Annotated in this window: 22 protein-coding genes and 2 tRNA genes; 13 read left to right on the top strand and 11 right to left on the bottom strand. The window is 63.1% G+C overall.

Annotation, left to right across the window (positions count from 1 at the left end; genetic code table 11):
• Positions 1–160: 160 nt before the first annotated feature.
• Positions 161–640 carry a 30S ribosomal protein S9 gene (gene rpsI, locus RCO24_RS03240; protein WP_308959960.1) on the bottom strand — a complete coding sequence of 160 codons (480 nt, stop codon included), beginning with the start codon at positions 638–640 and terminating at the stop codon, positions 161–163.
• A gap of 5 nt (positions 641–645) precedes the next feature.
• Positions 646–1,107, bottom strand: coding sequence for a 50S ribosomal protein L13 (gene rplM / locus RCO24_RS03235; protein WP_308959959.1), 462 nt, complete (start codon positions 1,105–1,107; stop codon positions 646–648).
• Between the two features lie 463 nt (positions 1,108–1,570).
• Here rplM and RCO24_RS03230 point away from each other — a divergent pair, with 463 nt between their 5' ends.
• From RCO24_RS03230 to RCO24_RS03215, 4 genes are all read left to right on the top strand, one after another.
• Complete coding sequence (locus RCO24_RS03230; protein ID WP_308959958.1) at positions 1,571–2,146, top strand: hypothetical protein; 576 nt, start codon at positions 1,571–1,573, stop codon at positions 2,144–2,146.
• A gap of 67 nt (positions 2,147–2,213) precedes the next feature.
• On the top strand, positions 2,214–3,059 hold the full coding sequence (locus RCO24_RS03225) for an enoyl-CoA hydratase (protein ID WP_374990907.1): 846 nt from the start codon (positions 2,214–2,216) through the stop codon (positions 3,057–3,059).
• 2 nt (positions 3,060–3,061) lie between these two features.
• Positions 3,062–3,496, top strand: coding sequence for a VOC family protein (locus RCO24_RS03220; protein WP_308959957.1), 435 nt, complete (start codon positions 3,062–3,064; stop codon positions 3,494–3,496).
• Complete coding sequence (locus RCO24_RS03215) at positions 3,493–3,930, top strand: CoA-binding protein (protein WP_308959956.1); 438 nt, start codon at positions 3,493–3,495, stop codon at positions 3,928–3,930. The genes RCO24_RS03220 and RCO24_RS03215 overlap by 4 nt, the downstream gene beginning before the upstream one ends.
• A gap of 1 nt (position 3,931) precedes the next feature.
• Here the strand turns inward: RCO24_RS03215 and RCO24_RS03210 are convergent, their stop codons facing one another.
• Positions 3,932–6,139: a glycoside hydrolase family 3 N-terminal domain-containing protein gene (locus tag RCO24_RS03210; protein ID WP_308959955.1), complete on the bottom strand. Its 2,208-nt coding sequence runs from the start codon at positions 6,137–6,139 to the stop codon at positions 3,932–3,934.
• A 173-nt stretch (positions 6,140–6,312) separates the two neighbouring features.
• Between RCO24_RS03210 and ribA the strand changes: the two genes are divergently transcribed.
• Complete coding sequence (ribA, locus tag RCO24_RS03205; RefSeq protein ID WP_308959954.1) at positions 6,313–6,948, top strand: GTP cyclohydrolase II; 636 nt, start codon at positions 6,313–6,315, stop codon at positions 6,946–6,948.
• Between the two features lie 56 nt (positions 6,949–7,004).
• Here the strand turns inward: ribA and RCO24_RS03200 are convergent, their stop codons facing one another.
• On the bottom strand, positions 7,005–7,895 hold the full coding sequence (locus RCO24_RS03200) for a TIGR01459 family HAD-type hydrolase (protein ID WP_308959953.1): 891 nt from the start codon (positions 7,893–7,895) through the stop codon (positions 7,005–7,007).
• Positions 7,896–8,269: 374 nt separating this feature from the next.
• Here RCO24_RS03200 and RCO24_RS03195 point away from each other — a divergent pair, with 374 nt between their 5' ends.
• Both RCO24_RS03195 and RCO24_RS03190 read left to right on the top strand, forming a co-directional pair.
• The gene (locus RCO24_RS03195; RefSeq protein ID WP_308959952.1) at positions 8,270–14,257 is read left to right on the top strand and encodes a DUF5801 repeats-in-toxin domain-containing protein; all 5,988 of its coding nucleotides are present in this window, start codon (positions 8,270–8,272) and stop codon (positions 14,255–14,257) included.
• 249 nt (positions 14,258–14,506) lie between these two features.
• On the top strand, positions 14,507–15,502 hold the full coding sequence (locus tag RCO24_RS03190; protein ID WP_308959951.1) for a hypothetical protein: 996 nt from the start codon (positions 14,507–14,509) through the stop codon (positions 15,500–15,502).
• 55 nt (positions 15,503–15,557) lie between these two features.
• Here the strand turns inward: RCO24_RS03190 and RCO24_RS03185 are convergent, their stop codons facing one another.
• The 4 genes from RCO24_RS03185 to RCO24_RS03170 form a co-directional block, all read right to left on the bottom strand.
• The gene (locus RCO24_RS03185; protein WP_308959950.1) at positions 15,558–16,301 is read right to left on the bottom strand and encodes a Crp/Fnr family transcriptional regulator; all 744 of its coding nucleotides are present in this window, start codon (positions 16,299–16,301) and stop codon (positions 15,558–15,560) included.
• Between the two features lie 207 nt (positions 16,302–16,508).
• A tRNA-Thr gene (locus tag RCO24_RS03180) sits at positions 16,509–16,584 on the bottom strand.
• Between the two features lie 149 nt (positions 16,585–16,733).
• Complete coding sequence (galE, locus tag RCO24_RS03175; RefSeq protein ID WP_308959949.1) at positions 16,734–17,711, bottom strand: UDP-glucose 4-epimerase GalE; 978 nt, start codon at positions 17,709–17,711, stop codon at positions 16,734–16,736.
• Positions 17,712–17,916: 205 nt separating this feature from the next.
• Positions 17,917–20,049 carry an exopolysaccharide transport family protein gene (locus RCO24_RS03170; RefSeq protein ID WP_308959948.1) on the bottom strand — a complete coding sequence of 711 codons (2,133 nt, stop codon included), beginning with the start codon at positions 20,047–20,049 and terminating at the stop codon, positions 17,917–17,919.
• A 290-nt stretch (positions 20,050–20,339) separates the two neighbouring features.
• On the opposite strand from RCO24_RS03170, the gene RCO24_RS03165 reads away from it, so the two are divergent.
• Together RCO24_RS03165 and RCO24_RS03160 are read left to right on the top strand one after the other, a co-directional pair.
• Positions 20,340–20,714, top strand: coding sequence for a hypothetical protein (locus RCO24_RS03165; protein ID WP_308959947.1), 375 nt, complete (start codon positions 20,340–20,342; stop codon positions 20,712–20,714).
• A gap of 262 nt (positions 20,715–20,976) precedes the next feature.
• Positions 20,977–21,303, top strand: coding sequence for a hypothetical protein (locus RCO24_RS03160; RefSeq protein ID WP_308959946.1), 327 nt, complete (start codon positions 20,977–20,979; stop codon positions 21,301–21,303).
• Positions 21,304–21,361: 58 nt separating this feature from the next.
• On the opposite strand, the gene rlmB is transcribed toward RCO24_RS03160, so the two are convergent.
• A complete protein-coding gene (gene rlmB / locus RCO24_RS03155; RefSeq protein ID WP_308959945.1) occupies positions 21,362–22,225 on the bottom strand; it encodes a 23S rRNA (guanosine(2251)-2'-O)-methyltransferase RlmB in 864 nt (287 codons plus the stop codon).
• A gap of 215 nt (positions 22,226–22,440) precedes the next feature.
• Here rlmB and RCO24_RS03150 point away from each other — a divergent pair.
• Positions 22,441–22,525, top strand: a tRNA-Tyr gene (locus tag RCO24_RS03150).
• 299 nt (positions 22,526–22,824) lie between these two features.
• Positions 22,825–23,100 carry a DUF883 C-terminal domain-containing protein gene (locus RCO24_RS03145; protein WP_308959944.1) on the top strand — a complete coding sequence of 92 codons (276 nt, stop codon included), beginning with the start codon at positions 22,825–22,827 and terminating at the stop codon, positions 23,098–23,100.
• Positions 23,101–23,255: 155 nt separating this feature from the next.
• On the opposite strand, the gene RCO24_RS03140 is transcribed toward RCO24_RS03145, so the two are convergent.
• Both RCO24_RS03140 and RCO24_RS03135 read right to left on the bottom strand, forming a co-directional pair.
• On the bottom strand, positions 23,256–23,720 hold the full coding sequence (locus RCO24_RS03140) for a cupin domain-containing protein (RefSeq protein ID WP_308959943.1): 465 nt from the start codon (positions 23,718–23,720) through the stop codon (positions 23,256–23,258).
• An 85-nt stretch (positions 23,721–23,805) separates the two neighbouring features.
• Complete coding sequence (locus RCO24_RS03135) at positions 23,806–24,093, bottom strand: hypothetical protein (RefSeq protein ID WP_308959942.1); 288 nt, start codon at positions 24,091–24,093, stop codon at positions 23,806–23,808.
• Positions 24,094–24,267: 174 nt separating this feature from the next.
• Between RCO24_RS03135 and RCO24_RS03130 the strand changes: the two genes are divergently transcribed.
• Both RCO24_RS03130 and RCO24_RS03125 read left to right on the top strand, forming a co-directional pair.
• Entirely contained in the window at positions 24,268–25,638 is a 1,371-nt protein-coding gene (locus RCO24_RS03130) for a histidine kinase (protein WP_308959941.1), read from the top strand.
• A 5-nt stretch (positions 25,639–25,643) separates the two neighbouring features.
• Complete coding sequence (locus tag RCO24_RS03125; protein ID WP_308959940.1) at positions 25,644–26,300, top strand: response regulator transcription factor; 657 nt, start codon at positions 25,644–25,646, stop codon at positions 26,298–26,300.
• Positions 26,301–26,377: the final 77 nt, after the last annotated feature.

The raw sequence follows: 26,377 nt of genomic DNA, 5'->3' as shown, positions 1-26,377 counted from the left end.
ACGGAGCCTTTTCAGGTCAAACAGGAATGCTGGAACGTGCGCCCATTCCATTTTGGCAGCAGAGAACAACACCATTTCAAACAAAAAAACAACGGCCCGCTTGAAGCGGGCCGTTGCGACGAAAAACACGTAAGGGGGCTTGAATTCAGCCCGTCTCGAATTAGCGCTTCGAGAACTGGAAGCTGCGGCGAGCCTTGACCCGGCCGTACTTCTTGCGCTCGACGGTACGGCTGTCGCGCGTCAGGAAGCCGCCCTTCTTGAGCACGCCGCGCAGCTCCGGCTCGTAGTAGGTCAGAGCCTTGGAGATGCCGTGACGCACCGCGCCGGCCTGGCCCGAAAGCCCGCCGCCGACGACCGTCACAATGATGTCGAACTGCGTTGCGCGGTTCGCGGCATTGAGCGGCTGCTGCAGCAGCATCTGCAGCACGGGGCGTGCGAAATACTGCTTGAAGTCTTTCTTGTTGACCGTGATCTGGCCACGGCCCGGCTTGATCCAGACGCGTGCGACGGCGTCCTTGCGCTTGCCGGTTGCGTAGGCGCGGCCGAACTTGTCGAGCTTCTGCACGTGCACGGGTGCTTCGGCAGGAGCAGCACCCTTGAGGGCGCCGAGATCGTCCAGGGACTTGGTTTCCTGTACCATGGCAATTAGGCCCTCGAGTTCTTGCGATTGAGCTTCGCGATGTCGAGCGCAACCGGCGACTGCGCCGCATGCGGATGCTCGGCACCCTTGTAAATCTTGAGGTTTCTCATCAGCTTGCGCTGCAGCGGCCCGCGGGCCAGCATGCGCTCGACAGCAAGCTCGATGACGCGCTCGGGAAAGCGGCCTTCGAAGATGCGCTTCGGCGTGTTGGCCTTGATGCCGCCCGGATATCCGGTATGGCGATAGTAGACCTTGTCTTCGCGCTTCTTGCCGGTGAAGACGACCTTCTCGGCGTTGACGACGATGACGTTGTCACCGCAATCGACGTGCGGCGTATAGAGTGCTTTGTGCTTGCCCTTGAGGCGCGTGGCGATCAGCGTGGCGAGACGACCGACGACGAGACCCTCGGCGTCGATCACGACCCACTTCTTGTCCACCTCGCCCGGCTTGGCGACGAATGTCTTCATGGCGGGACAGGCTCCTGCCCAAATTGGAGTGGAATTCGGCGGGAATAACCCACGCCGTTGCGAAGCGTGGTGTGTACGTGACGGATAGACTCACGTCAATTGGGGCGAGAAAAGATAAAATCAAATAATATCAATAAATTAAATAATGAGGTATCTAAATACCATCATGGCGGTAAAATAATACCTCATTATCGCCGCCGGATTTCGTGGCGTGGCAGCGTTCTGGAGTTAACCGTTTCTTGCGGCCGTTGCCACACCGGTGTAGCGGGATGGATGCGAGCAGCCTGGGCGGACGTGATCGTGCGAAGGCCAATTGATTTAGCGGGTATCCCGGCAGGAACATCGAGACCCATTGACCGTTCTTAGATCCGTCTCAGTTGTGATCTTAGTTGCGGTACGGGATCGACATGCTGGGGGACCCACACGATCGCGAGCATGCTTTGCGAATGGGAGACAACGCTTCATGAGCACGTTCATTTCTAGTCTGAGATCGCTGGCAGGGGCCATCGGTCTGAGCGCAATACTGGCAGGCGCGGGCGCGTTCGGCGCAGCCGCGCAGGAGTTCAAGCAGCTCGAGCTGACCGATCAGCTCGTGACGAACTTCATCTCGGCCCAGAAGGATTTCGCGCCGCTCGCGAGCAAGCTTGCCGAAGGTGGCGAGCAGCCCGACGCAGCGCTGACGAAAGAACTCGAGGACATCGCCAAAAAGCACGGCTTCACGAGCTTTGCGGATTTCGAGGACGTCGGCGCCAACATTACCATCGTGCTGGATGGCCTGGATCGCGCGACGGGAAAGTACACCGATCCTGTCGAGAAGATGAAAAAGGAGCTCGACGAGATCAAGGCCGACGACACCATCCCGCCCGAGGACAAGAAGCTTGCGGTCGACGACCTCACGCAGGAGATCGCCCAGGCCAAGCCGCTTAAGTTCGCGGCTAACGTCGATGTCGTGAAAAAGCATATCGCCGCCATCGAGGAGCTGATCCCCGAAGAGGCCGGCGAAAGCGGCCCCGCGGACGGCGAAGGTCCGGCACCCTGAGCAGCCGGAAACGCTGAGCTGAATGCGCGCGGGGCGTGAAACACGCCAACGGAGCAATGTTGAAATCGTGACCACCGATACCAAGACGTCGGCATCGGCTTTGGACGTGACCGGCAGCAGCGAGGAGCTGGTGTTGGTCGCGAATCCGGAGCCGGGTGTCGCGGTGGTTACGCTCAACGCCCCTCGCGCGCGCAACAGCCTCTCGCGACGTATGATGGCTACGTTGGGCGACAGTCTCGCGCGTCTTGGCGGTGATCGAGAGGTTGCCGCCATCGTGCTCGCGGCAGCCGGCCCGGCTTTTTCGGCCGGTCACGACCTCAAGGAGCTCGCCGCACATCGCGCGGATACCGACGGCGGTCGCGCGTTCTACGACGAGACCATGCAGGCCTGCGCTGGGCTCATGCAGGCAATCGTGCGCAATCCGAAGCCCGTTATCGCGGCTGTCGAGGGCATCGCGACGGCGGCCGGCTGCCAGCTGGTCGCAACCTGCGATCTCGCGGTTGCCGCTTCCACTGCAACCTTCGCCACGCCTGGCGTCAACATCGGCCTCTTCTGCTCGACCCCGATGGTGGCGCTGTCTCGCAACGTTCCGAGAAAGCGGGCAATGGAGATGCTGTTGCTCGGAGAAATGCTGAGCGCCGAGGCTGCGGCAAGCTATGGGCTCGTCAATCGTGTCGTGCCGCCCGAGCGTGTGCGGGAAGAGGCGATCGCGATGGCACGCATCATCGCCGCCAAATCGAAACTCACCGTCGCCATCGGCAAGGAAGCCTTCTATCGCCAGATCGAAGAACCGCTCGCCGAGGCCTATGCCTATGCAGCGTCCGTCATGGTCGAAAACATGATGGCCCGCGATGCCGCCGAAGGTATCGGCGCGTTTATCGAGAAGCGCACGCCTGTCTGGAAAGGGTGCTAGCGGTGGAGCCGCGCCTCTCCTTCGTGACGCTCGGCGTCTCCGACGTCGCGCGTGCGCGCACATTCTATGAAAAACTGGGTTTCAAAGCCTCTTCGGATTCGAACGAGAACGTCACGTTTTTCGATGCCGGCGGGGTGGTGCTCGCGGTGTTCGGTCGCGCGTCGCTTGCCAAGGACGCGAAAGTCTCGGACAGCGCGCCCGGATTTTCCGGCGTTGCACTGGCCCATAACGTGCGGTCCGAAGCCGAGGTCGCGAGCGTACTTGCGGAGGCCGAAGCGGCAGGTGCCACCATCGTGAAGCCGTCCGAGCGCGCGTTCTGGGGCGGCCAGTCCGGTTATTTCAAGGATCCCGACGGCCATCTCTGGGAGGTGGCGTACAATCCGTTTTTCCCGTTCGACGCGGCCGGCCACGTCGTGCTGCCCTACGAGAAATCATGACCAACCAAGCTCCGAGCGACGACGAGATTGCGGATCTGCTGCGCACGGCCCGCACGTTTGCCGTTGTGGGCGCATCCGCCAATCCGAGCCGTCCGAGCCACGGCGTGGCGCGTTTTCTGTTGGCGCGAGGCTATGAGGTCATCCCGGTCAATCCGGGGCTGGCCGGAGGCGATCTACTCGGGCAGCCGGTAGCCGCGGATCTCGCTGCGATCACACGGCCCGTCGACGTCGTCGACATCTTCCGCAATTCCGAAGCCGCTCTCGATGTCGTCCGCGCTGCGATCCGCGAGAAGGATCGCTTGGGTATCAAAGCGGTCTGGATGCAGCTCGGCGTCATCAACGAAGTGGCTGCGACGGAAGCCGCTGCGGCCGGGCTCACGGTCGTCATGGACCGCTGCCCCGCCATCGAGTGGCCGCGCCTGCTCGGCCGATAGTTTATTCGGCCACGATTCTGAATTCGCTTTTGAGGTCGGCCGCAGAGCTGCCGCCGACGAACACGTCGAACTTGCCCGGCTCGATCACGGGCTCGCCGGTGTCGTCGTGATAGGCGAGATCGGACGCCTTGAGCGTGAACCGCACCGTTTTTTTCTTGCCCGGCGCGAGCTTGATCTTCTGGAAGCCCTTGAGTTCCCGCAACGGACGCGACCGTGCCGCGACGAGCTGACGCGTGTAGAGCTGAACCACTTCCTGGCCGCTTCGCGATCCGGTGTTGGTGACGTCGACGCGAATGTCGATCGTGCCGTCGCGCGTCAACAGCGGTTTGCCGACCGCGAGACCGGAATAACTGAAGCTGGTGTAGCTGAGGCCGTGCCCGAACGGATAGAGCGGCGTCGGCTTCTCGTCCACGTAGCCGGTCGTGTAGCGATCGCCGGTCGAAGGCCGGCTGGTCGGCAGTTCGTTATAGGAGAGTGGGATCTGCCCGACCGAGCGCGGAAACGTCATCGGCAGTTTTCCGGATGGCGCGAATTCACCGGTCAGCACCTCGGCGAGCGCGGTCCGCCCTTCGGTGCCCGGATGCCAGGCGATCAGGACGGAGGCGACCTTTTCCGAGGCGTCGGTCAGCACCAGGGGCCGCCCGGTCTCGACCACGAGCGCGATCGGCTTGCCGACCTCAGCGAGGGCATCGAGCATTTCACCCTGCACGCCCGAAAGACCGAGATCGACGCGCGAGGCGCCTTCGCCCGAAACCGCGCAGTCTTCGGACACGATGAAGACGATGAGATCGGCGGCCCGCGCCGTCTCGACCGCCTTGCTCTTGTCCTCGAACGAAAGCCCGCAGGCGTCCGCGAAGGCGGGCGCAAACAGAAAAGTCTGCTTGCTTTCGAGGCGGGCCTTGAGCGCATCGTGAAGCGTTTCGGTGCGCGGTTTCTCAAGGCCGGCTGGCCCGTACCACGAGTGATCGTTGACCGAGAGTGCCGCGGCGCCGATCAGCGCAACGGTCCCGGATTGCGGGCCGATGGGCAGCGTCGCGCCGTTGTTTTTTACGAGCACGAAGCTCTCTCGCGCAACGTCGCGTGCCGTCTTGCGGACGCTTGCTTCGTCGAGCGGCGGCGGCCGCTTGCGCTGACCGCCCGGCGTATCCTCGAACAGGCCCATTCGGTATTTGACGCGCAGCACGCGCCTGACGGCGGCGTCGATCTCGGCCACCGGCACACGTCCGGCCTTCACGCTGTCTTCGAGATGCTGGTCGTAAGCCTTGCTCTCCATGTCGTAGTCGATACCGGCGTGAAGCGCCTTCTCGGCGGCCTGGGCGAGGTCGCCGGCAACACCATGGTTCTTGAGCTCCATGATCGCCGCGAAATCCGACATCACGAGCCCGTCAAAGCCCAGTCGCGTCTTGAGCACGTCGGTGATCAGCGGGCGGTTCGCGGTGACCGGCACGCCGTTGACGGTATTGAACGACGCCATCACCGTTTCGGTGCCGGCATCGATCGCGGCCTGGAACGGCGGAATGTAGCGGTCGAAGAGTTCCGACATCGAGATCTGCGCGCCGTTATAGTCGCGCCCGCCCTCCGGCGCGCCGTATCCGACGAAATGCTTGGCCGATGTCGCGAGCCCGCCCTTGCGGTAGCCGCGCACGCGTGCAGCCGAGAAGGCGGCGCCGAGATAGGCATCTTCTCCGCCTCCTTCCATCACGCGGCCCCATCTGGGGTCGCGCGAGATGTCGATCATCGGGGCGAAGGTAAGGTTGACGCCAATTTGGGCCGTCTCGCGGGCAATCGCCTCGGCGGCGCGCTCGGCCAGTTCGGGCTCCCAGGTTGCGGCCCAGGCGATCGGCACGGGGAAGGCGATGTGGAAGGCGTAGATGGCGTCGATCGCGAAGATCATCGGGATCTTGAGCCGCGAGGCCTGGACGGCCTCCTCGAACACGCGCACGTGGTCCAAATTGGCCACGTTCAGCATAGCTCCGATCCGCCCCTTGGTGACGGCCTCGATCTGTGGTTCGCGTGGAAAGGCATAGGACGGGAAATTGAGCTGCCCGATCTTTTCTTCGAGCGTCATTTTGCCGATTAGGGCGGAGATCTTGGCTTCGATCTCGGCTTCGGCGGCGCCCGTCGGAAGGGGGCGGGGCGAAGGTGTGGATTGGGCAGGGAGCGATGCAAGGCTAACGACGAAGGTAAAGAGAAGAATACAGATTCTCATCGAAAAGCCGCTCTGTCCGTTAGGGATGCTCCCATGGTATACGGGCAGCACGCCCCGCGTCCAATTCGCATCTTGTGAAAAGGGTGATGTGCTACAACATGTCCACCTGCTGCCGATCGGACGCGTCGCCGCCAACCCAGCGAACAGCCGGAACCAGACTTGAGGAGTGCCCGATGCCGGCAAGCGGCGTCCAAGCAAGAAAGCTCGACATCGATCGATCGGCTCGCACACAGCTGCCGATCGAGCTCGACGGCGTGGAGATTGTGCTCGAAGCCCGCGCCTATCAGGGCCGCGAGGAGCACGTGCAGGCCATGGCCCTTATCAACCGCGGCAAAGACGACGAGGCCGGAGAGATCCCGCTGGTTCGCGTGCATTCCGGCTGCGTGACCGGCGATATCTTCCATTCGCTTCGCTGCGATTGCCACGCCCAGCTCGAGGCCGCGTTGCGGCGGATCACGACCGTGCCTAACGGCGTTCTGATCTACCTGCCCTATCAGGAGGGAAGGGGTATCGGCCTCTTCAACAAGATCAAAGCCTACGCGCTACAGGACCAGGGCCTCGACACCGTCGATGCCAACATCGAGATCGGCGCCCCGATCGACGCGCGGGAATATGAGCTGGCGGCCGAGATTCTACTCGACCTGGGTTTTTCGAAAATTCGTCTCATGACGAACAACCCGACCAAGGTCGAAGCGCTCGAGGAGGCGGGGATCGACATCGTCGACCGGATTCCGGTCATCGTCCGTCCCAGTGTCCACAATGAGCATTATCTCGAAACCAAGCGGCGCCGGATGGCTCACAAGATCTGAGCGGCAACGAGGCGCGATCGATGATCGGGCTTGATCGCCTTTACGCCTGATCGCGCCTACCAGGCGAGCGCCGGCATGGCCGCGAGCGCGCCTGGCGTTCCGGCCGGAAACAGCCGGGCGAGTTTTTCCGGCTCGAGCTTGTCTCCAGAAATTGTCTCGTGCCTGTGAATGCCGCCGGCGATGAAGAGAGCATCGAGCCCGGCTCCCTGTGCACCGGCGAGGTCGGTCCGAACGGCGTCTCCGATGACGAGGATCCGATCGGAGCGAACCTCGGCGTCGCGGATCTGCTCTGCCGCAGCCTTCGCAGTCCGATAGGCGCTCGCGTGGGGCTTCCCCGCCCAGAATACGGTGCCGCCCATGTGAACGTAGGCATCGGCCAGCGCACCCGCGCAGAGGAACAGGCGCCCGCCCACGTCGACCACGAGGTCGGGATTGGCGCAGACGAACGGCAAGTCGCGCGCGCGAGCCTCTTCGAGCAGCGGCTTATAGGTCTCGACGGTCTCGTTGACGTCATCGACGAGGCCGGTACAGACCACCGCCTCCGCGTCAGCCACCGCAACGTTGGCAGCCGTCACCCTCTCGAAGAAGGCTCCGTCGCGGCCGCGTGGCCCGATCAGATGCACGCGGGCGTAGGCTTGCTCGGAAAGGTGCGCGAGCGCGATCTCGCCTGAGGAGACGATGGCGTCATAGGCGTCGGGCGGAACGTGGCGGGCTTCCAGCATCGCCTCGACGCGGAATTTCGGAACCGGCGCATTCGTCACTAGCACCACGGTTCCCCCGCGTGCCCGGAAGCGCAACAGCGCGTCGGTCGCGCCCGGGTAGGCGCGCACGCCGTCGTGCACGACGCCCCAAACATCGCAGAAGAGAACGTCGTAGTTTTCGAGAAGCGGGCCTGCGTGCGCAATGATCGGGGGCGGAAGCAGGCCGCGAGGCGGTGAAGAGGTCATCGGTCGTCCGAGCGTGAGGATAGGCGCCGGATCCAATCGCAACAGGCAGGGCCTGTCCACCGCTAACTGTGTCCACCGCTAACTGGGTCGGCCGCCGCGGCGGCTCAGGGCTGAGAGATGCCGAGCGGACCGACCTCAACAGCGTCCGACGCGCGTCAAGGCCGATGGGAACTAAAAAAACCAACGTTCGATCGAGTTGATAAAATATTTATTTGCATTTTAATTCTGAATTAACGGCCCAATTGGGGAGAAATAAAAAGGTATAAAATTTTATCGATATTTCTAATTAAATTTGAAATTGCCGCTGATTGTTCGCTGGCACCGTTTTTGCTTTTCGGTCCGGGAGTGCCCATTTTTTGGATGTGGAGCCGGTCGTGGCAAAGAAAATCAAGAAGATCAAAGTTCTCTCATTTACGGAGCTGTGCGGAGCGGTCGTTCCGGTCTTCACCACGCAACCGCAGTGCGCCAGCATCACGGAGCTCAAGGACAACCACGCGCAGGAAAACACTTACGTCCACTCCCGCTCGGCGGTCATAAAGTTCAAGGACAGCGTCCAGGATAAGCACTCGGTATCGTTCGCGCCGGTCGGAAACGGTTATGTCGGCTCGTTCTCACTGGGTGCGGTCAATCAGAAGTCGGACTCTTTCTCCTGGACATTCAAGCTCCCGGACGGCGCCATTGACCATCTCCAGGCCGGCGAGACGCTGGTTCAGGTCTACAACGTCTCGATCCGCGACGGCGCCAACAACGTCATTACAACCCAGGTAACGATCAAGATCGTCGGCACCAACGACGCACCGGTGATCACGTCGGCCGTGCAGGCCGCCACGGTTTGCGAAGTGGCGGACGGCGCTCAGGGCGAAAATGCGACCACCCACGTCAAAACGGGGGCGGTGACCTTCGCCGATGTTGACACACTCGATACGCACACCGCCAAGGTTGTCCCACTTGGGAACAATTACATCGGTACCCTGGCCATCGGCTCGGTCGACCAGGGCACGGATTCCATCGGCTGGACGTTCAGCGTCCCCGACAGCGTGCTCGACCCGCTCGGCCCGAAAGACGTCCGCGTCCAGCAGTACCGCGTCACCGTTGACGACGGCCACGGCGGTACCGCGTCCCAGGTCATTACCATCACCATCCGCGGTGCCGACGACGGCGTGACGATTTCGGATTTGAAGCCGGCTGCGCAGGGCGGCGACCTGCTCGTGGACGAGGACGACCTTCCGGCTGGCACCGACACCAGCAAGGAACAGCTGACTGGAACCGGAAACTTCAAGATCTCCACGCCCGATGGGCTCGACGATCTCACGGTCGGCGGAAAGGCCGTAATCACCAACGGTGTGTTCACCGCTGCGACGATCACCACCCCACTCGGCAACACGCTGAAGATCACGAGCTTCGACGCCGCAACCGGCGTGGTGACCTACACCTACACGTTGAACGGCGCCGAAAAGCACGACGCGGGCGCCGGCGAGAACACACTCTTCGAGAAATTCGCCGTTGTCCTCACCGACAAGGACGGCAGCTCCGCGACCGCTTCGCTCGATGTCGGCGTCGTCGATGACGTTCCCCAGATCCGTGTCACCGGCCCCGGCTCGAGCCTGATCGTCGACGAGACCGATCTCGGCACCAACGCATCCGCCAATTTCGCAAGCAGCTTTACCGGCCAGTACGGCGCCGACGGCTCCAACGGCGCCGGAACGTCTTACGCATTGAGCCTCTCGGCGGCAGGCGCCGACTCGGGCCTGACCGACTCGGTCTCCGGCCAGCCCATCCTGCTCTACATGGACGGCGGCAGCGTCGTCGGCCTTGTGGGCGGCAGCAACGGTGCGGTCGCGTTCCGGCTGAGCGTCGATTCCGCCGGAAACGTTACGCTCGATCAGATCCGCGCCATCGCGCACGAGCCCAACACTGGCCCCGACGAGACCGCTTCGATCGCGCCGAACGTCGTGGCGCTGACGGCGACGATCACCGATTCCGACGGCGATTCCGCGACCGCCTCGCTCGACATCGGCACGTCTTCGATCTTCTGCGATGACGCTCCGGCAATTAGCGCGAGCGCTGCGGCCGCCGGCGTTCTTGTCGTCGACGAAACGACCCTGTCGATCGACGACTCTGCGAGCTTTGCCTCGCTGTTCACGACCACCTTTGGCAATGATCAAGCGGGCGCGATCACCTACGCCCTCGCTGTTAGCGCCACTGGCGTGGACTCCGGCCTCGACGACTCGGCCACCGGCGACAGCATTCTGCTCTTTGTCGAAAACGGAAGCGTGGTCGGCCGCGTCGGCAGCGTGGCTGGTGACGTGTCGTTCAGGCTTACAGTCGATGCCGCCGGAACCGTGACGCTCAACCAGCAGCGCGCGATCCTTCACACGCCGGATGCGGGACCGGACCAGGCGGTGTCGCTTGCGCCAGGGCTCATTTCGATCGTCGCAACCGTAACCGACAGCGACGGAGACGCCGCATCCGCGAGCGTCAATATCGGTCATTCGCTTTCGTTCCGAGACGATGCGCCGACCGCGGGCAAGAATGCGCTCGTCCAGCTCGATGACGATACCATCGCCCATGGCAACTCTGGTGGAGTAGGCGACGACGTCAACAGCGCCAACACGACAGGTGTGCTCGCCCACGATTTCGGCACGGACGGCGGTTCAATTGCGCTGCTGACCAGCGGTGCGCCGTCGGGCTTTACCTACGTCTCTTCGGGATCTGACCTTTTGGTGCGGCAGGGCACCGTGACGGTGTTGAGCGTGACGCTCGACCCGGCGACGGGCGCCTATACGGTCACCCAGCACGCAGCCATCCAGCACGCCCCCGGCAACGACGAAAACAATCAGGGCTTCACCATCACCTATCGTGTCACCGACAATGACGGAGATTCGGTGGACGGCACCCTCTCGATCGATGTCGACGACGATACGCCGACGGTCACCATCACCGGTCCGAGCAGTGTCAACGAGAACGGCGCTGCCATTGATGGCACCTATCAGTTCGCGGCGGGCGCCGATTGGATTTCGGCTGGACAGCTCGTGATCGACGTTGACGGCGCCGGTCAGCAGACCATCACGTCCGGCCAGCTCGCCGACGGCGAAACCATCGTCACCTCAGCCGGTACGCTCACGGTCTCCGCGCCCGATGCCGGCGGCAACGGCACCTGGACCTTCACGCCTTCGTCTGTGGGTGCGACGGCCTCGGTGAACATCCGTGCAACGGTGGTCGACGGCGACGGCGACAGTGCCGTCCAGACGCACACCATCCAGGTCGTCAACGTCAACCAGCCGCTGGTGATTTCCGGCGCGGTCACGGGGCTTGTCGAGGAAGAACATGGCCTCCCGGGCGGCATCGAGGACGAGACGTCCGGCCCGCCCGATCTGGATGCCGATGCGGGCGGCAACCTCGCTCTGACGACGAACGTGCATCAGGGCAGTTTCGGCCCGTTGGTCCAGAGCGGCGTTGATGGTGCCTTGAGCTTCGCGATTGCGGCGCTGTCCGGAAACCCCGCCGTTCAAACCATTGCAAACGGTGCGTTGACCTCGGGCGGCCGCCAAGTCTACTTCGCGAACGATGGCGGCAATCTGGTCGGCTACACCAACGGTGACGGCGGTAACGGTTCGTTCGGAGCCGGTGACACCAAGGTGTTCGAGCTTGCGCTCACCAACGCCGCGACCGGCGCTTACACCTTCACGCTGTTGGCGCCTGTGGATCATCCGTCGGGGGCGAGCGAGAACGCCATCGCGATCAACCTCAATGGCCGCGTGAGCGTCACGGACAGCGGCGGCCCCGTGGGCGACACCAATGTTCCGCTCAACGCATCGATCACGGTGATTGATGACGTACCGGTCGCGGCGAACGATAAGGCTACCGTTGTCGAAGGCGACGGCCAGAACTTCAACTGCGCCTTCGTCCTTGATTTCAGCGGCAGTATCAACAACGGCGAGCTAAACCAGATGCTGACGGCCGTCAAGGCGGCCGGCGAGGCGCTGTTCAACGGCACGAGCGGCGATGTTTCCATTCGCCTCGTTGCATTCTCGTCCTCTTCGGCCTCCTACGGTCCGTTGACGAGTCTTGCAGCCTTCAATGCCCAGATCGACGCGCTCAATCCGGCGGCCGGCGGCTGGCGTCCGTTCGACGGTGGCACCGATTTCACCGACGGTATTCAGACCACGATGGCCGTTTACACGCCGTTGGCCGGCTGGAGCAATCAGGTCTTCTTCCTGAGCGACGGCAATCCCAACGAGCAGACCGGAGCGGGAGGAAGCTCGTTGAACAGCGCCACGGCGACGGCCTGGAACGCGTTCGTCAACGGCGTGAACCCGGTCAACGTCACCACCATCGGCATCGGCGACGGCATCATCACCGAGCGCCTGCAGGATGTCGATGTGGATGGCTCCGGCTCGCCGATCAGCGTCGGCAGCTTCAGCGACTTGATCAGCACGTTGATCGGTGTCGTCGGCGGCGGAGACGTCTCCGGAAACGTCCTTGGCAACGATGGCTTTGGCGCCGACGGCGCAGGCCGGATCACGTCGATTGAGATCAATGGCGCCACCTACTCCTACAACGGTGCCCAGATCACCTCGAGTGCGGGTGGGGCGCCGATTGCCGGGTCTCTCCTGAGCAACGTTACGACCGAGATCGGCGGCAAGCTCACCTTCAACTTCGCGACCGGTGCCTGGCATTTCACCGCGCCGAAAGGCCTGGTCAGCGACGTCACCGGCGCGTTCGCCTACACGATCGTCGATCGGGACGGAGATGCGTCGACGGCTTCACTCGCGATCACGGTTCAGCACGCGAACGACGCCCCGATCAACACCGTGCCGTCGTCAATCGCTGTCGCAGAGGACACGCCGACCAAGCTCACCGGCATATCGTTCACTGACGCCGATATCGGTGCATCGAACCTGACGGTCACGCTGTCGATCCCCACCGGAAGCGGCTCGCTGGCGGCCGCTTCGACTGCAGGCGTAACCGTTGGCGGCACCTCCAGCGCGTTGACGCTGACCGGCACACTAGCGGCAATCAACACCTTCCTCGCAACGTCCGCACAGGGCGTCACCTTCACCCCGCTCGCCAACGCAACGGCCGACGTGACGCTCACCGTCACCTCGAACGACGGCGGCGGAAGTGGTGCCGGCGGCGCATTGAGCGATACCGATACCGTGGTGCTCGATCTCACATCCGTGAACGACGCACCGGTCGCGACCATCACCGCATCGAGCTACGCGGCGACCGAGCAGGTGAACCTTGCCCTGCACGGCACCGGTCTTTCGGTGTTCGACGTGGACGCGGGCAACGACAACATCCTTGTCCGGCTGTCGGTCACCGCAGGCGTTCTCACCGTGAGCGCAGGCAACAGCGGCGCGTCCGTCAGCGGCAGCGGAACGTCGACGGTCACGATTACCGGCAGCCAGACCGAGATCAACAACCTGCTCGGAGGGATCGACACCGGCTTCGGCGCGGGCGGAACCATCAACTACATCATCGACAGCAACACGCCGCCGGCAAATGCCACGCTCACGTTGTTCGTCGATGACACCGGCGACAACGGCGCCGGCGGTTCGCTAACGCACAGCACGTCGGTCACCATCGGCATTACGGCCGTGAACGACGCGCCGGTTGCGACCAACGATATCGTCATCACCAACGTCACGCCGGGCACTGCGTTCGACATCCCGAAATGGGCACTCCTGCTCAACGACAGCGATCCGGAAGGCAGCAGCATCGACATCACCGCGATCAACAGCACCAGCGGGCTGTCCAACGTGTCCCTAACGGCCAGCAAGGTCACCTTGACCGATAGCGGCAACGAGGGCGGCTCTTTCGTCTACAACTTGAGCGACGGTGCGGCCAACCGCACCGCGACGGTCACCGTCACCTACGACTCCAACACGATGACCGGCGGCAACGATGCCGAGATCTTCATCGGCAACAGCAGCGGCACCAACATCAACGCGGGTGGCGGCAACGACATCCTGATCGGCAATGGCGGCAACGATGCGCTGACCGGTGGTTCGGGCAACGACATCTTCGTGTTCAGCGCACCGCTGAACGGCGCCACCAACGTCGACACGATCCACGATTTCGATGCCAACCCGTCGGGTGGCCAGGATCTGATCTATCTCGACCGGTCGATCTTCACGACGCTCTCGGCGGGTGCCCTGTCGGCGGCGGCGTTCGTGGCCAACACCAGCGGAAATGCGTCGAACGCCAATCAGCGCATCATCTTCGAAACCGATACCGGCGCCCTCTACTACGACGCCGACGGTAACGGAGCCGGTGCCAAGGTTCAGTTCGCAACCCTGAACGGCTTCTCCGGTGGGGCTGCGTCTGCCATCGATCACACTGACTTTTTCGTCATTTAGAGTAGACAGCGTGATTGCGATTCTAGCGGAGGCCGAAAGGCCTCCGCTTTCGTTTGTAACGCAGCGAATACACATAGAATTTTTTGAAATTCCTGTTGTGATTCGCGGGCGCGGGGGTCGCGAATCACTTAAGAATCGCCCATTGCGGAGAGCGATCCGCCGTCTGCGTGTTCTCGTGAGAAGCGTTCAGATGGGCGGGCGCGCGTGAGAATTGATGCGCGCAAAATATAATAGCCGCTGGGGGATAGGATGACGGGCCGTCGCGTTCGCTTTGCGATGATCGCAGCCACCGGGCTGATTGCATTTTCGCAAGCGCCGCTTGCCGATATGGGCAAGGCTCCGGTCGGTCCTAACGGCCGCTACCTCTCGTTCGAGGGTGGCTACCTGCACCAGGACGGCCCGGACGTGACCGGCCACGGCATCGTCGTGATCGGCGGTGGCCCCGAGCAGGATGTGCTCGTCTCGCCGGATGATGGCTTCTTCGCGGGCGGCACGGTCGGCTTCGACACCGGCACGCCCTACCTCGACAAGTTCCATCGCGTTGAATTCTTCCTGCTCTACGGCAAGGCTGACGACAGCCGGAGCGACACGTCTCCACCCGCAGCAGATCTGACCCTGAAAACGGTCGACGGCACGATCCTTGTCACCGACGGCCTGTCCGCCAAGACCAAGGTCGAACGCGAGAGCTGGGAATTCGGCGCGCGCCTCGAGCACGATCAGGCCGTCAACCCGACCACGACGGTGACCTGGTCGCTCGCACCGTTCGTTCGTAATCTCGAAGAAGAGACCCACACCGCCGTATCGGCGTGCTGCGAGCTGCAGCGCAGCGGCAAGATCGACGCGTGGCTTTACGGCATTTCGCTCTCGGTCGAGCCCGAGCGCTGGCTGACGCCGCAGCTCGCCCTCGTCGGGCGGCTCGGAGCGGGCATCTACGGCTACGACGCTGATGGGAAGTTCCGGTCGAGCTCAGATCTGGACCCCGACGGATTTGCCGCAAGCGTATCCGACGGCGACTCCGGCTTCGGGTTCCGCGGCTTGCTCGGCGTCGGCTTGAAGTACAAGCTCTCGCCCACGTCCAACATCGAAGGTTTCGCCGAGGCGGATTACTTCTCGAAGGTGCCGACCGCGCACCTGTCGAGCAATTCATCGGCGGGCGGATATGAATCGCACGTTCAGGATGACGACCTGTGGGATGTCCGCACCGGACTGCGCCTGACGTTCGGCTTCGGGCCTGCGCCGAACTGAGGCTTGCAACGCGCCCTCGCGATTATCTCGGAACCGCCGCAACTTCCCCAATTTCCTAAACGCACTCCTCGACGGTCATCGCCGTCGCGTTCGCCGCGCAATTCCGCAGCTTCTCCATGTCGAGCACGTCGAAGGCGCGCCGGCCCATGGTCGAGATCACGCCGCGGGATTTGAGTTGCGTCATCTGGCGGCAAACGGTCTCGAGGCGCAGCCCGAGGCACTCGGCCATCTCCATGCGCGACAGCGGCAGCGAAAGCCCGAGCGCGCACGGCCGCTCCCTGTCGCCGCGCACGACGCTTCGCGCCATCCGTTCGGCGATGAGATGGAGCAGGCTCGCTACCTTCTCCTGGGCCGTCGTGCGCCCGAGCAGGAACGCCCAGTTGCGCGCGCTGTCGAGATCGGCAGCGATGCGCTTGAGCAGCACCCGTTCGATGATCGGATGCTCGCGCATCACGTTTTCGAAGGCACGCCCCGAACAGCAGCAAAGCTCGAGTGTCGTCGCCGCTTCCGCCGAAAGGTTCGAGCCATCGAGAAACGGCCGCCCGACGAAGTCGGACGGAAACTGAAGGCCGACGATCTGCTGGCGCCCATCCGGCTTCGTGATCACGAGCTTGACGACGCCCGAGATCAGGATGGCGAAGGTATCCGCCCGCTCGGCCGCTCCATAGATCACCCGCCCGGCCGGAACTCGCATCCGGTGCATGACGCGCGAGAGCGCATGGGCCGCATCTTCGCCGAGCGAGCCGCAGAGCGACGCCTCACGCACCGGACAGGCATTGCATCTTGGGGGTAGGGCCATAGCCGGCTCGACTCCTTGGGTAAATCGAACCGCAAGTATGCAACCGGAGGCCGGGGGTGGAGTTTGAGCAAAGTCAAACAGACGGTCGACGGCCGTGCAAATCTGAGAGCCGCCGGGAAGGCCGATGAGCCGCGGAGGCCGGCTGCTATCGCCGTTAATCGGCAATTGCCAGCGCACGCATCTGAATGATGTGAATGATGTAAGTCTTGGTGCCGCCTGAGAGACTTGAACTCCCGACCCCCTGATTACAAATCAGGTGCTCTACCAACTGAGCTAAGGCGGCGAACGTCGAATGCGTCGTCCCGGGCAGGTGCGAACCGAGCCGGCGCGAAGCAGTGCGCCCCCTTTTAGCGAACTCCCGCCCGCGGAAAAAGGGTCTTCATGCCACGGTCGGCCGCGCCCGAAACACGGGCTCCCCGCCGATGGGTGGGTTTAGGCCTTGAGCGACCGTTCCCAGGCCAGCGCATGGGCCACGATCTTGTCGAGGTCCGCAAGGCGCGGCTCCCAGCCAAGGCGGCTGCGGATTTTGGCCGAGTCCGCCACGATGGCTTCCGCGTCGCCCGGCCGCCGCGGCCCGAGCTTGACCGGGAACGGGCCGCCGGAGGCGCGCTTCACCGCCTCGATGACTTCCAGAACCGAGTAGCCCGACGAATACCCGCAGTTGAAGATGTCCGACTTGCCGCCACCATCGAGATACTTGAGCGCGGCCATGTGCGCCGCCGCGAGGTCGCTGACGTGGATGTAGTCGCGGACGCAGGTTCCGTCAGTCGTCGGGTAGTCCGTGCCGAATACGTCCATCGACGGGCGCTTGCCGAGCGCGGTCTCGCACGCCACCTTGATCAGGTGGGTCGCGCGCGGCGTCGATTGGCCGGTACGGCCCTCGGGATCGGCGCCGGCCACGTTGAAATAGCGCAGTGCCACATAGCGGAAATCGTGCGCGAATGCGGTGTCGGCGAGCATCAGCTCGGTCATCAGCTTCGAGGTGCCGTAGGGCGACACCGGCTTGAGCTCGGCATCCTCCTTGACCGGGATTTGCTTCGGATTGCCGTAGACCGCCGCCGTCGACGAAAAGATGAAGGACTTGACGCCGGTCTTGACCGCAACCTCGATCAGCGAGCGCGAGTTCGACGTGTTGTTCAGATAATAGCCGAGCGGATCCGCGACCGAATCCGGCACCACGATCGATCCGGCGAAATGGATGATGCAGCGGGGCCGGTGCTCTTCCACGACACGGGTGACGAGCGCCTGGTCTCCGACATTGCCTTCGACGAGCACGGCGGGGGCGCGAACGGCGGAGCGGAAGCCCGTCGAGAGGTTGTCGACGACGACGACCTTTTCTCCGGCATCGAGCAGTGCCAGCACCATGTGGCTGCCGATATATCCGGCGCCGCCTGTCACAAGCACAGTCATAGGAGAGCCTCGCATGAAATTGGAAACAGGTCCGCTTGTCTCGGCAGATCCATGACCTGAGCGAGGGCGAACGTCGGCGGCGCCCTCCAGGGGAGGACGCGGGGTTCAATCCCGAACCCTACGAGGTTTTCTCTAATTCCGAGTTTACGGCCGGGTTGTGCGAGGCATGCACATGCATGGAAACAGTTAGCACAGCGCACTTTGCTCAGCTTCGCGAGACGGCACCTGCCAGCACGACGCCCCCAACTTTGCCGCGGTAGGGCGCCAGCAAATGCAGTGTGTGATCGAGGTTTGCCTGCTGCGTCTTGCCGTTGCGCGCAACGATCAGAATTTTGTCGATGAGCGGCAGCAGGGCGGAGGCCGATTCATCCGTGGTCAGCACGCCGCCATCGATGACAACGAGGTCGTAGTCGAGCGAGGCCGCGGCCAGATTGGCCGCGAGCTGGCGGCGCTCGCCGCGCTTGAGCAGGCCGAGATCGGCCCTGGCCAGCGCAAGCAGGGAAAATCCGAAATCCTCGGGCCCGGCGGTGTGGGCGGCCAATGCTGCGGGTTCGGCAAGAAGCGCCGGCCAGCCTTCGGTTCGCTCGGGGGCAAGCACCGGCGATAGAACGGGGCTTGCGGAGCAGGCATCGACGAGCAGCACGCGCTCGCCCCTGAGAGCAGCCGCGTGCGCGAGCGCAAGCGAGATAGGAGAGGGGCTGGCGCGCCTGTCGGCACCGAGCAGCATGATGGCCGTCGGATAGCTCACATGACGATCGGGCTCGAACGAGCCCAGCAGTTGCAGGATGCTCTGGCGATAATGGGCTTCATTGGCCCCGTCCGGTGTGGCGACGGCATCCAGAATGCGCCCGATCGCGGCGCCCCCCGGGCGGCTGCGGAGCGAGAGAGACCGGCGGGACGATGAAAGCTGCGAACGGACTTTGCTGCGGAATTTCGGAACCGGGAACAACGGCAGCTGGCCGATCGCCGTCGCGCCATAGGCCGGCCTCACCGTGGTATCGAGCCGCGCGCCGGCAAACGCGCGGAGGCCGCCCAGGGCCGCCCCGCCAAAAAAGCCGAGCGAGAGCACCAGCCACGCATTCGGCCAGCTCGCTTTGGTAGGCGGTGTCGCGTCCGAGACGACGCGCGCTGAGGGCACTGCGATCTGCGCCTCTTCGCGCGCCTCTTTGGCTCGCGTCAGGTAAGCGCTCAGCGCTTCGCGGCTGGTCGCGGCGTCCTGTTCCAGTTTGCGAAGCTCGATCTGAGCCGTCACGACACGAGAAACATCGGCCGTACGGGTCTCGATGAGCCCTTGAAGCTCCTGCTCGCGGCGCGCGGCGACATCTTGCTCCGACGCGAGCGCGTGTTCGATGCGCCGTAGTTCGGCGTCGATCCGCGCGCGGATGGCGTTGCGTTGCGCGCGGGCGTCCAGCAAGGCCGGATGGCGAGGCCCGAGGTTTACGGCAAGCGAGTTTGCCCGCTCGTTGGCTTCGGCGAGGTGCGTGCGAAGGCGTTCGATGGTCGGAGAGCGCAAGATCTCGGGTAGGCTTTGGAGGCCGGCATCGGATGTGAGCGTGAAGCGGGCGGCATCGCTCCGCGCACGCGCGTCGGCGGTTTTGGCACGTGCGGTGGCGAGTTCGTCGTTGAGCCTGGCGATCTGCTGCTCGTCGGCGATGCGCCCGTCCGAACTCGGGATTTGGTTGCGCGTCTTGAACGTCTCGATCCGCTCTTCGGCCTGTTGCACTTGATCTCTCAACGCGCCGAGCCGGCTGTCGATCAGGTTGCTGGCGCGCCGATCCGTGTCGGCACGCGCGTTGATCTGCTCGGCGAGATAGAGGCTGACCAGCGTGTCGTTGATTTGCGCGGCTTTGGCGGGCGATCGCGAGGTGACGCCAACGTCGAGGATGTAGGTGTTGCCGGCCCGTGCGATCTCGACCTGCCTTGCGAGCCGTTCCGTCGCGAGCGCCTTTTTGTCGGGGCTCGCGCGTCCCGGGAAGTACGATCGCAATCCCGACAAAGCACCGGTGTCGCCGAATTCCGGATCGTCATAAAGGCTCAGAACCTCGACCACCCGGCGCAGCATCGCATCCGAACCCACGATGGCCGCTTCGCTGTTGGATAGCGCCGGATCTGCGCGCACGGCTTCGCCCGCGGCCGGGGTCTGGCTTGGGCCGACATAGAGGCGGGACCACGATGTGTAGGTCGGCGTGGTGAGCACGAGATAGACCGCGGCAAGCGCAACGGAGAGCGCGGTGGTCGTCAGCACTTGCTGGCGGCGGCGCGGTACGTCGAGGAGGCCGGGTCGGCCGGGAGACCTGCGCGCTGGGTCCTGACCGGCAAGAGAAAACATCGAAGGCATGAACATCGTCAGCGCGCACCGCGAAACACATCGGGATGCACCGAGGATCCCACCACACGAGACCCCACCAATGTGCGTATTTGAAACCGATGAAAAGGCGTCGCTAACCGTTTGGTTACCGTGTTGCCGAACAGAAGTGGGCTGACGATCGGCCGCGCTCGTTACGGCGGGCCGTTGAAACGGATGTTACCGCAACTTGGTCGACGTCGAAGGATGAGTTAAAGCAATATTATGCGTTTTGATTTAAGGTGATGGCGAAATCTGCTCAGTCCGACCCCCAGGAGTCCGTCATGCATTCTAGGGTCCTTGCCCTATTTGTAGCCGCTCTCGGCTTGGCCCTCATTCCGGCGGCCGCCGAAGCTGGACATCGCCGTCATCATCATAACGGCGGGTACTACAGCAACTATCAGTTCTATCACCGCCACTACCGCTCCGATTTCGAGCCGGATCGCCACGCGTACTACGCGTCGCCGCGCCGCTACTATCCCTACTACAACTCGGGATATTGGCGCCCGACCCAGGAGCTGCGCTATCGCCAGGCCTGCTGCCGTCCGTTTGCCAAGCTGCCACCTTACTACCAAGCTTGGGGCTATCCTCGCCCCGTGTACAAGCAGCGCAAATGGCATCGCTACGGCTACGAACGCGGCTATCGTCGCCACTGGTAAGCCGACGCATCCTGTCGCCTCGCGCCATGATCGCTTCGGGTTTCAGAGATCCGACGGCGGACACATCGGTCACATCGAAGAATTCTAGCGAAGGCCGTCGTCGAGACGGCCTTTTGCATGTTTTGGGCACCGAAACTCCCCGTTCATGCCCCATTCATCGAGCACATGTTTTTCTGCTCACATGAACTTTTTCTCGCTTGGGCGCGTTGTCGAAGCCAGGCGAACGAATTCCACGTTTGAGACTAGGTTTGGGAAAAGACCCATGATCAAGAAATTTATGAATGCCTTGATGGCGGTCGCTCTGATGGTTGGCGTGACGGCGTCGTCGATCCAGCCTGCTGAAGCCGGCCGTGGTGGCCGCGTGGCAGCTGGCGTTGCCGCCGGCATCATCGGCCTCGGATTGCTGGGCGCATACGGCCACGCGCGCGACCGTGACTATGATCGCCACTACTACCGCTCTTCGGGCGAGTGCTACCCGGGCCCCGAGGAGTGCGGTTGGCGCGGACGCCGCTGCTTCACCAACAGCTGGGGCGACACCGTCTGTCGCGGCGGTCGCTGGACCTGCTGGCGGCCGACCTACTGCGACTGACGCAGAGAAGCGCGCGCTTTTGACATACGAGGAGGCGGTCTCGACCCGAGGCCGCCTCTCATTTTTTGCGCCGGGCCAGTGCGGCCCAATGCAGAGCCACCGCCGCGGCATTGGAGACGTTGAGGCTCGCGAGCGCACCTGCCGTCGTGATCGAGACGAGGCTGTCGCACGTTTGCGCCGTGAGTTCGCGCAAGCCCTTTCCCTCCGCGCCGAGCACCAACGCGGTCAAGTCGCCGAACGCCTCGTCCTCGAGACGGGTGGTGGACGTGCCCTCGAGCCCGATCAGGCGGAAGCCGCGCTCCTTGAGTTCTAGCATCGTCTTGGCGAGGTTCTGGACCGGCAGCACCGGCACGATGTCGAGCGCGCCCGATGCGGCCTTGGCGAGCACGCCGTTGAGCGGCGGGCTGTGCCGCCGCGTCATGATGAGGCCGGCGGATCCGAACGCTGCTGCCGATCGCAAAACCGCGCCCGCGTTGTGCGGGTCGGTGACATGATCGAGCAGAACGACAGGCCCCCATTCGCGAGCCCGGTCTACGAGTTCATCGAGGGAAGGTTCCGGCAGCGGCTCGGCTTCGAGCAGCAGGCCCTGATGGACGGTGTCCGTGCCGAGCAGGTGGTCGAGGTCGCCCGGCGTGGCGCGGTCGATGATCACGCCCTTGGCCGCGATGACGTCGGCCAGTCGCCGCTCTGCGTTCTCGGTCGCGAGCAGCCGAAACACCCTGCGGCGTGGGTTGTTAAGAGCCGCTTCGACTGCGTGGCTGCCGAAAAGCCGCACGATCCCGTCGTCGACCTGTGCCCGCCCCGCGGACGGCGCACGGCCAGTCTGGGCCCGGCCCGTCTGGGGGCGCCCCCTGAACCCGCCCTTGGGTCCGCCAAAGCCGCGATTTTTCGGACCTTTTTTGCCCGCCGGGCGGTCGTTCATCTGGTGTCGTGCTCCCGTTCGAGGACTGCCCTCGTGCGTGCTCGAAGCCATACGGGTTTTCGCGTGCTTTTCCAATTGACATAACGAGGCCGGATTACCATAAGGACGGGCATTGCCCTGCCGCTCGGCGAGCGCGGGGCGATTTTGTTTGAAATGCCTGTTCGCGCTGCGGCAAACGCCGAAGGCTCGGGTGCTGGGCATTCAGGATTGGTCACGGAGGGGTGCCCGAGTGGCTAAAGGGGACGGACTGTAAATCCGTTGGCTTCGCCTACGCTGGTTCGAATCCAGCCCCCTCCACCAATCCTCTCTCTCGATCTCACACCATTGAAATTGTTGAAAGAACGCCGCTTCGCTGCGGCCTAGGTGTCGGCGGGCCGCCGTGCGGGTTCTTTCATAAACAATGACCGCAACTTCCCATCTGATTGGTGGGGTGAGGGCGCGGGTGGCTGTCTTGCGGCGGCTTTCTCCGAGGAGTAGCGCAGATCATGGCTCGCGTTTCTGGGTGAGGTTGAACGTTCACACCGCAACTTCGCCCGCTGCTGCAGGAACAGAATTCGACCATCCCGCGTTTGTCAGAAGAACACACCCGGGAGATACCAATGGTCCAGTCAAGCAGACAGCCTATCGAAAACGTATCCGAGCAGGCGGGGCGGGTTGCCGGTTACACGGAACAGGCAACCGAAGCGGCGAAGGAATATGCCTCCGAGGCTGCTGACCGCGTCACGACCATCGCGAAGGATGCGTACGAGAACCCCGAGCGGTTCATCGCTGAAAACCGTGACAGGCTCACCAAGTATACGCAAGAAAAGCCACTCGAAGCCCTCGCGATCGCGGCAGGCGTTGCCTTCGTCGTAGGCGCGCTTTGGAAGCGGTAAAGCGACAGGGGTTACGAAAAAGGACGGCAGCTGTGCCGTCCTTTTTTGCGTCGTGACACGCTTGCGGCTCCGCCAAGTGAGCGCAGACCCGCCACCTCGCGGCAGCGGGCCGAAGCGATTGGAAGAGTGGGCCGAGAGCCCGTAAAATGCGCGCACTACTTTTTGCGCGGGTCATCTTCCGGATTGACGTAGATGAGATCGAACGGCCCGATGGCCGCGACCTGAATGATCGTCTCCTCATCCCCAGTCCACACGTAATGCGCATGGTTCGCCGGCAGCAGGAGCAATGATCCTGCTTCGAGCATTTTGCCCGTCGACTTGTCGACGGTCTTTCCCATTCCGCTTCCCATCGAACCGGTCATCACAGTCACCGATTCAAAAACCGGATGAGTGTGCGGTGGCACGACGTAATTGGGAGGGAACTTCGCGCGGAGAATGAAGAGCCCGGGCTTCGACGGATCGCCGTAGACGACCACGGTTTGCGCGCCTTTCGGAAACGCCGGGTTGTCTTCGAAGCTCACATCGCCGGGTCTCAACTCTTTGGCGTCGTGGGCGGTGTCTCCTGCGAACGCGGAGCCGGCCAATGTGATCAGCGCGGCAGCGATCAAACCTTTAAGCATGCTTAGCTCCTTTTTCTTTTCAGGTTGGTGATGGTGTGTGCGAGACCCGCCGCCCGGCCTTGTGCTGAGCGCCTGGGCAGGGGAACTACGGGCGATCAGGCTGTCCTAGGCAGCGGCTCCCCACGAGGTCGGAAAAGAAGGCGTCGGAGAGGAAGGCGCGGGGCGGCCCGCTTACGTCGTCCATGTGGCCTGGCGCGTTGGCTCCGTTCCCCTCGTTCAGCTTCTGCAGCCGAAGACCAAGGAGCGTCACGCAAGCAGCGACCGTGATCACGACGAACGCGAAGAGCAGGGCTTCCGTCCAAGATTGGCTCAGCCACGCCCTGCGCGCATGAGCCGAAGGACGCAAAAAACGGGCTTCTCCAATCCCCTGCATTCCGCCTGTCTCCCGGTGCCCAACCATTCGAGCGAAGCCTAGGAAGGCCGCGATCCGCTCGACAGAGCGGATCGCCTGAGGATCTTTGGGCAAATTTCCTGAGCATTGGCTGCGCCCCTTCACAGTTAGGGGCGTGCCCACTAGCCTGAAGAAAAGTATCGGGTGAGGTGCGGTATGGACCTGAAATGGCTGCTGGTGAGACGGATCACGCTGGTTGCGCTCGCGTGCTTCCTCGCTGGTTCGGCGATTGCGCTTTACGTCACCGCACGCGATGCCAGACGACAGAACGTCGAGCTCGCGGAATTGGCTGGCCGCCAGCTCGATCTGCAGCTCTTGCGCATCGAAAGAGCGACCGACATCCCCAAGCGCTTTCCGGACTGGGATCTCGTGACGAGCTACTCGCTGCGGCCTGGCCAGTGCATTGAGTATCGGGGGGCCGATGCGACCCTCCAGCGGTCGAGTTGCGCCGGCGTCGAGGCGCAGTCGAGCAGCGCGCCTCGCTGGTTCTTCGAAGGCTATCGGTCGTTCATCAATGACAATCTGACGGCCGTGAAACTCATCTCGCATCGCGGCGTATACCAAGGCGCCGTCGTGGCGGCCTACGATCCGGTTGCGACCGCCGGGCAAGCGTGGGCGACCGTTGCACCGCTTCTCGGTCTGTCGGCGGCCCTGGTCGCGACGCTGTGCATGGTCACATATCTTGTCGTCGATCGCGCGCTTCTGCCGGCAAAGGATATTCTTTCGGGCTTGAACCGCTTGGCGCTCGGTGATCTCGCGTGCCGCCTGCCTGCGTTTCGTTTGACCGAACTCAATCGCATCAGCGAAGTCTTCAACGCGCTCTCCGCGGAGCTGGCCAACGCGACGTCTGAGCGTACCGAGCTTGCGCGCCGCCTCGTCGATACGCAGGAGCAGGAGCGGCGTCACATTGCCCGCGAGCTGCACGACGAGATCGCCCAGAAACTTGCTGCCCTGAACGCGCTTGCGGCATGCGTCCGAACGAGTGCGCAGTCCGATGCGCCCGGGCTCGTCGGCGAGGTCCGAGAGCTTGAGAAAATGGCGTCCGGTTTGATGATATCGCTGCGTCGCACGCTCACTTATCTACGCCCGCAGGAAATCGATGACCTGGGTTTGCTTCCGAGCTTGAAGGCTCTCGTCGAACAGCACAACGAAAGCGCGCGCGGGCGCACCAGCTATTCGATCGAAGCCACAGGCGAGTTGGAGCAGCTTCGCGCCGAGACCAGCGCCCACGTTTACAGGATCGTGCAGGAGGCGCTGACCAATACCTCCAAGCATGCAAACGCCCGCAATGTTAAAGTCATGCTCAGCCAGCATGCCGATACCGATCAGGAGCGGATCAGGCTTGCGGTCATCGATGACGGTGTCGGGCCGGCCGCCACGGAGAGGTCTCCGATCCCCGCCGGCTCGGGCCTGATCGGCATGCGGGAGCGGGTCGTCGCGCTGAGCGGAAAGTTCACCGCCGGTCCGCTTCCTAGCGGCGGTTTCCGGCTTCAGGTGGAATTTCCGACGTTGCAGCGAGGAGCCTGAAGGCCATGGCCATCCGAGTTCTGTTGGTCGATGATCATGCGGTTGTCCGGGAGGGCTATCGCAGGCTGATCGAGAAGCATCCCGGTATTGACGTCGTCGCCGAGGCTGACGGCGCAGCATCGGGGTATGAAGCTTTCAAGAAATCCAATCCCGATGTCGTCGTCGTCGATATCTCGATGCCGGGACGCGGAGGCATCGACCTCGTGCGGCAGATACGCCAATTCGACGCGACTGCCCGCGTTCTCATTTTTACGATGCACGCGAGCGCGACCTATGCACAGCAGGCGTTTCGCGCCGGTGCGCGAGGCTATGTCACGAAAAGCAGCCCGCCCGAGATTCTGGTCAGCGCGATCCGTGACGTCTTCGTCGGCAGGCCGGCGCTTTGTGCCGAGATCAACCAGGCCATCGCCACGAGCAGACTATGTGATGAGGTGTCGGCCGTGGACGAGCTTTCGCCACGGGAGTTCGAAATCCTCCGCATGATCCTGAACGCCAAATCAACCGACGAAATAGCCTCGGCCTTCAACCTCAGTCCGAAGACCGTGGCAAACTACCATTACGAAATAAAATCCAAGCTCCGCGTCCGCTCCGACATCGAGCTTGTCTATTTCTGTATGCGGCAAGGCTTGGTCGCCTCGCTTGCCGAGCCCGGTGCGGCTTAGCGCAGTGTTCGGACAACAACCCGAAGATCGAGATTGCCGCCTTAACGCGATCGTTATCACTAAGACGATCCGCGCCT

The sequence above is a fragment of the Hyphomicrobium sp. LHD-15 genome (genome assembly GCF_031157355.1).
Taxonomy (GTDB): domain Bacteria; phylum Pseudomonadota; class Alphaproteobacteria; order Rhizobiales; family Hyphomicrobiaceae; genus Hyphomicrobium_C.
Note: the sequence above shows the minus strand (reverse complement) of the source record. Positions and strands in the feature narration are given on the sequence as shown.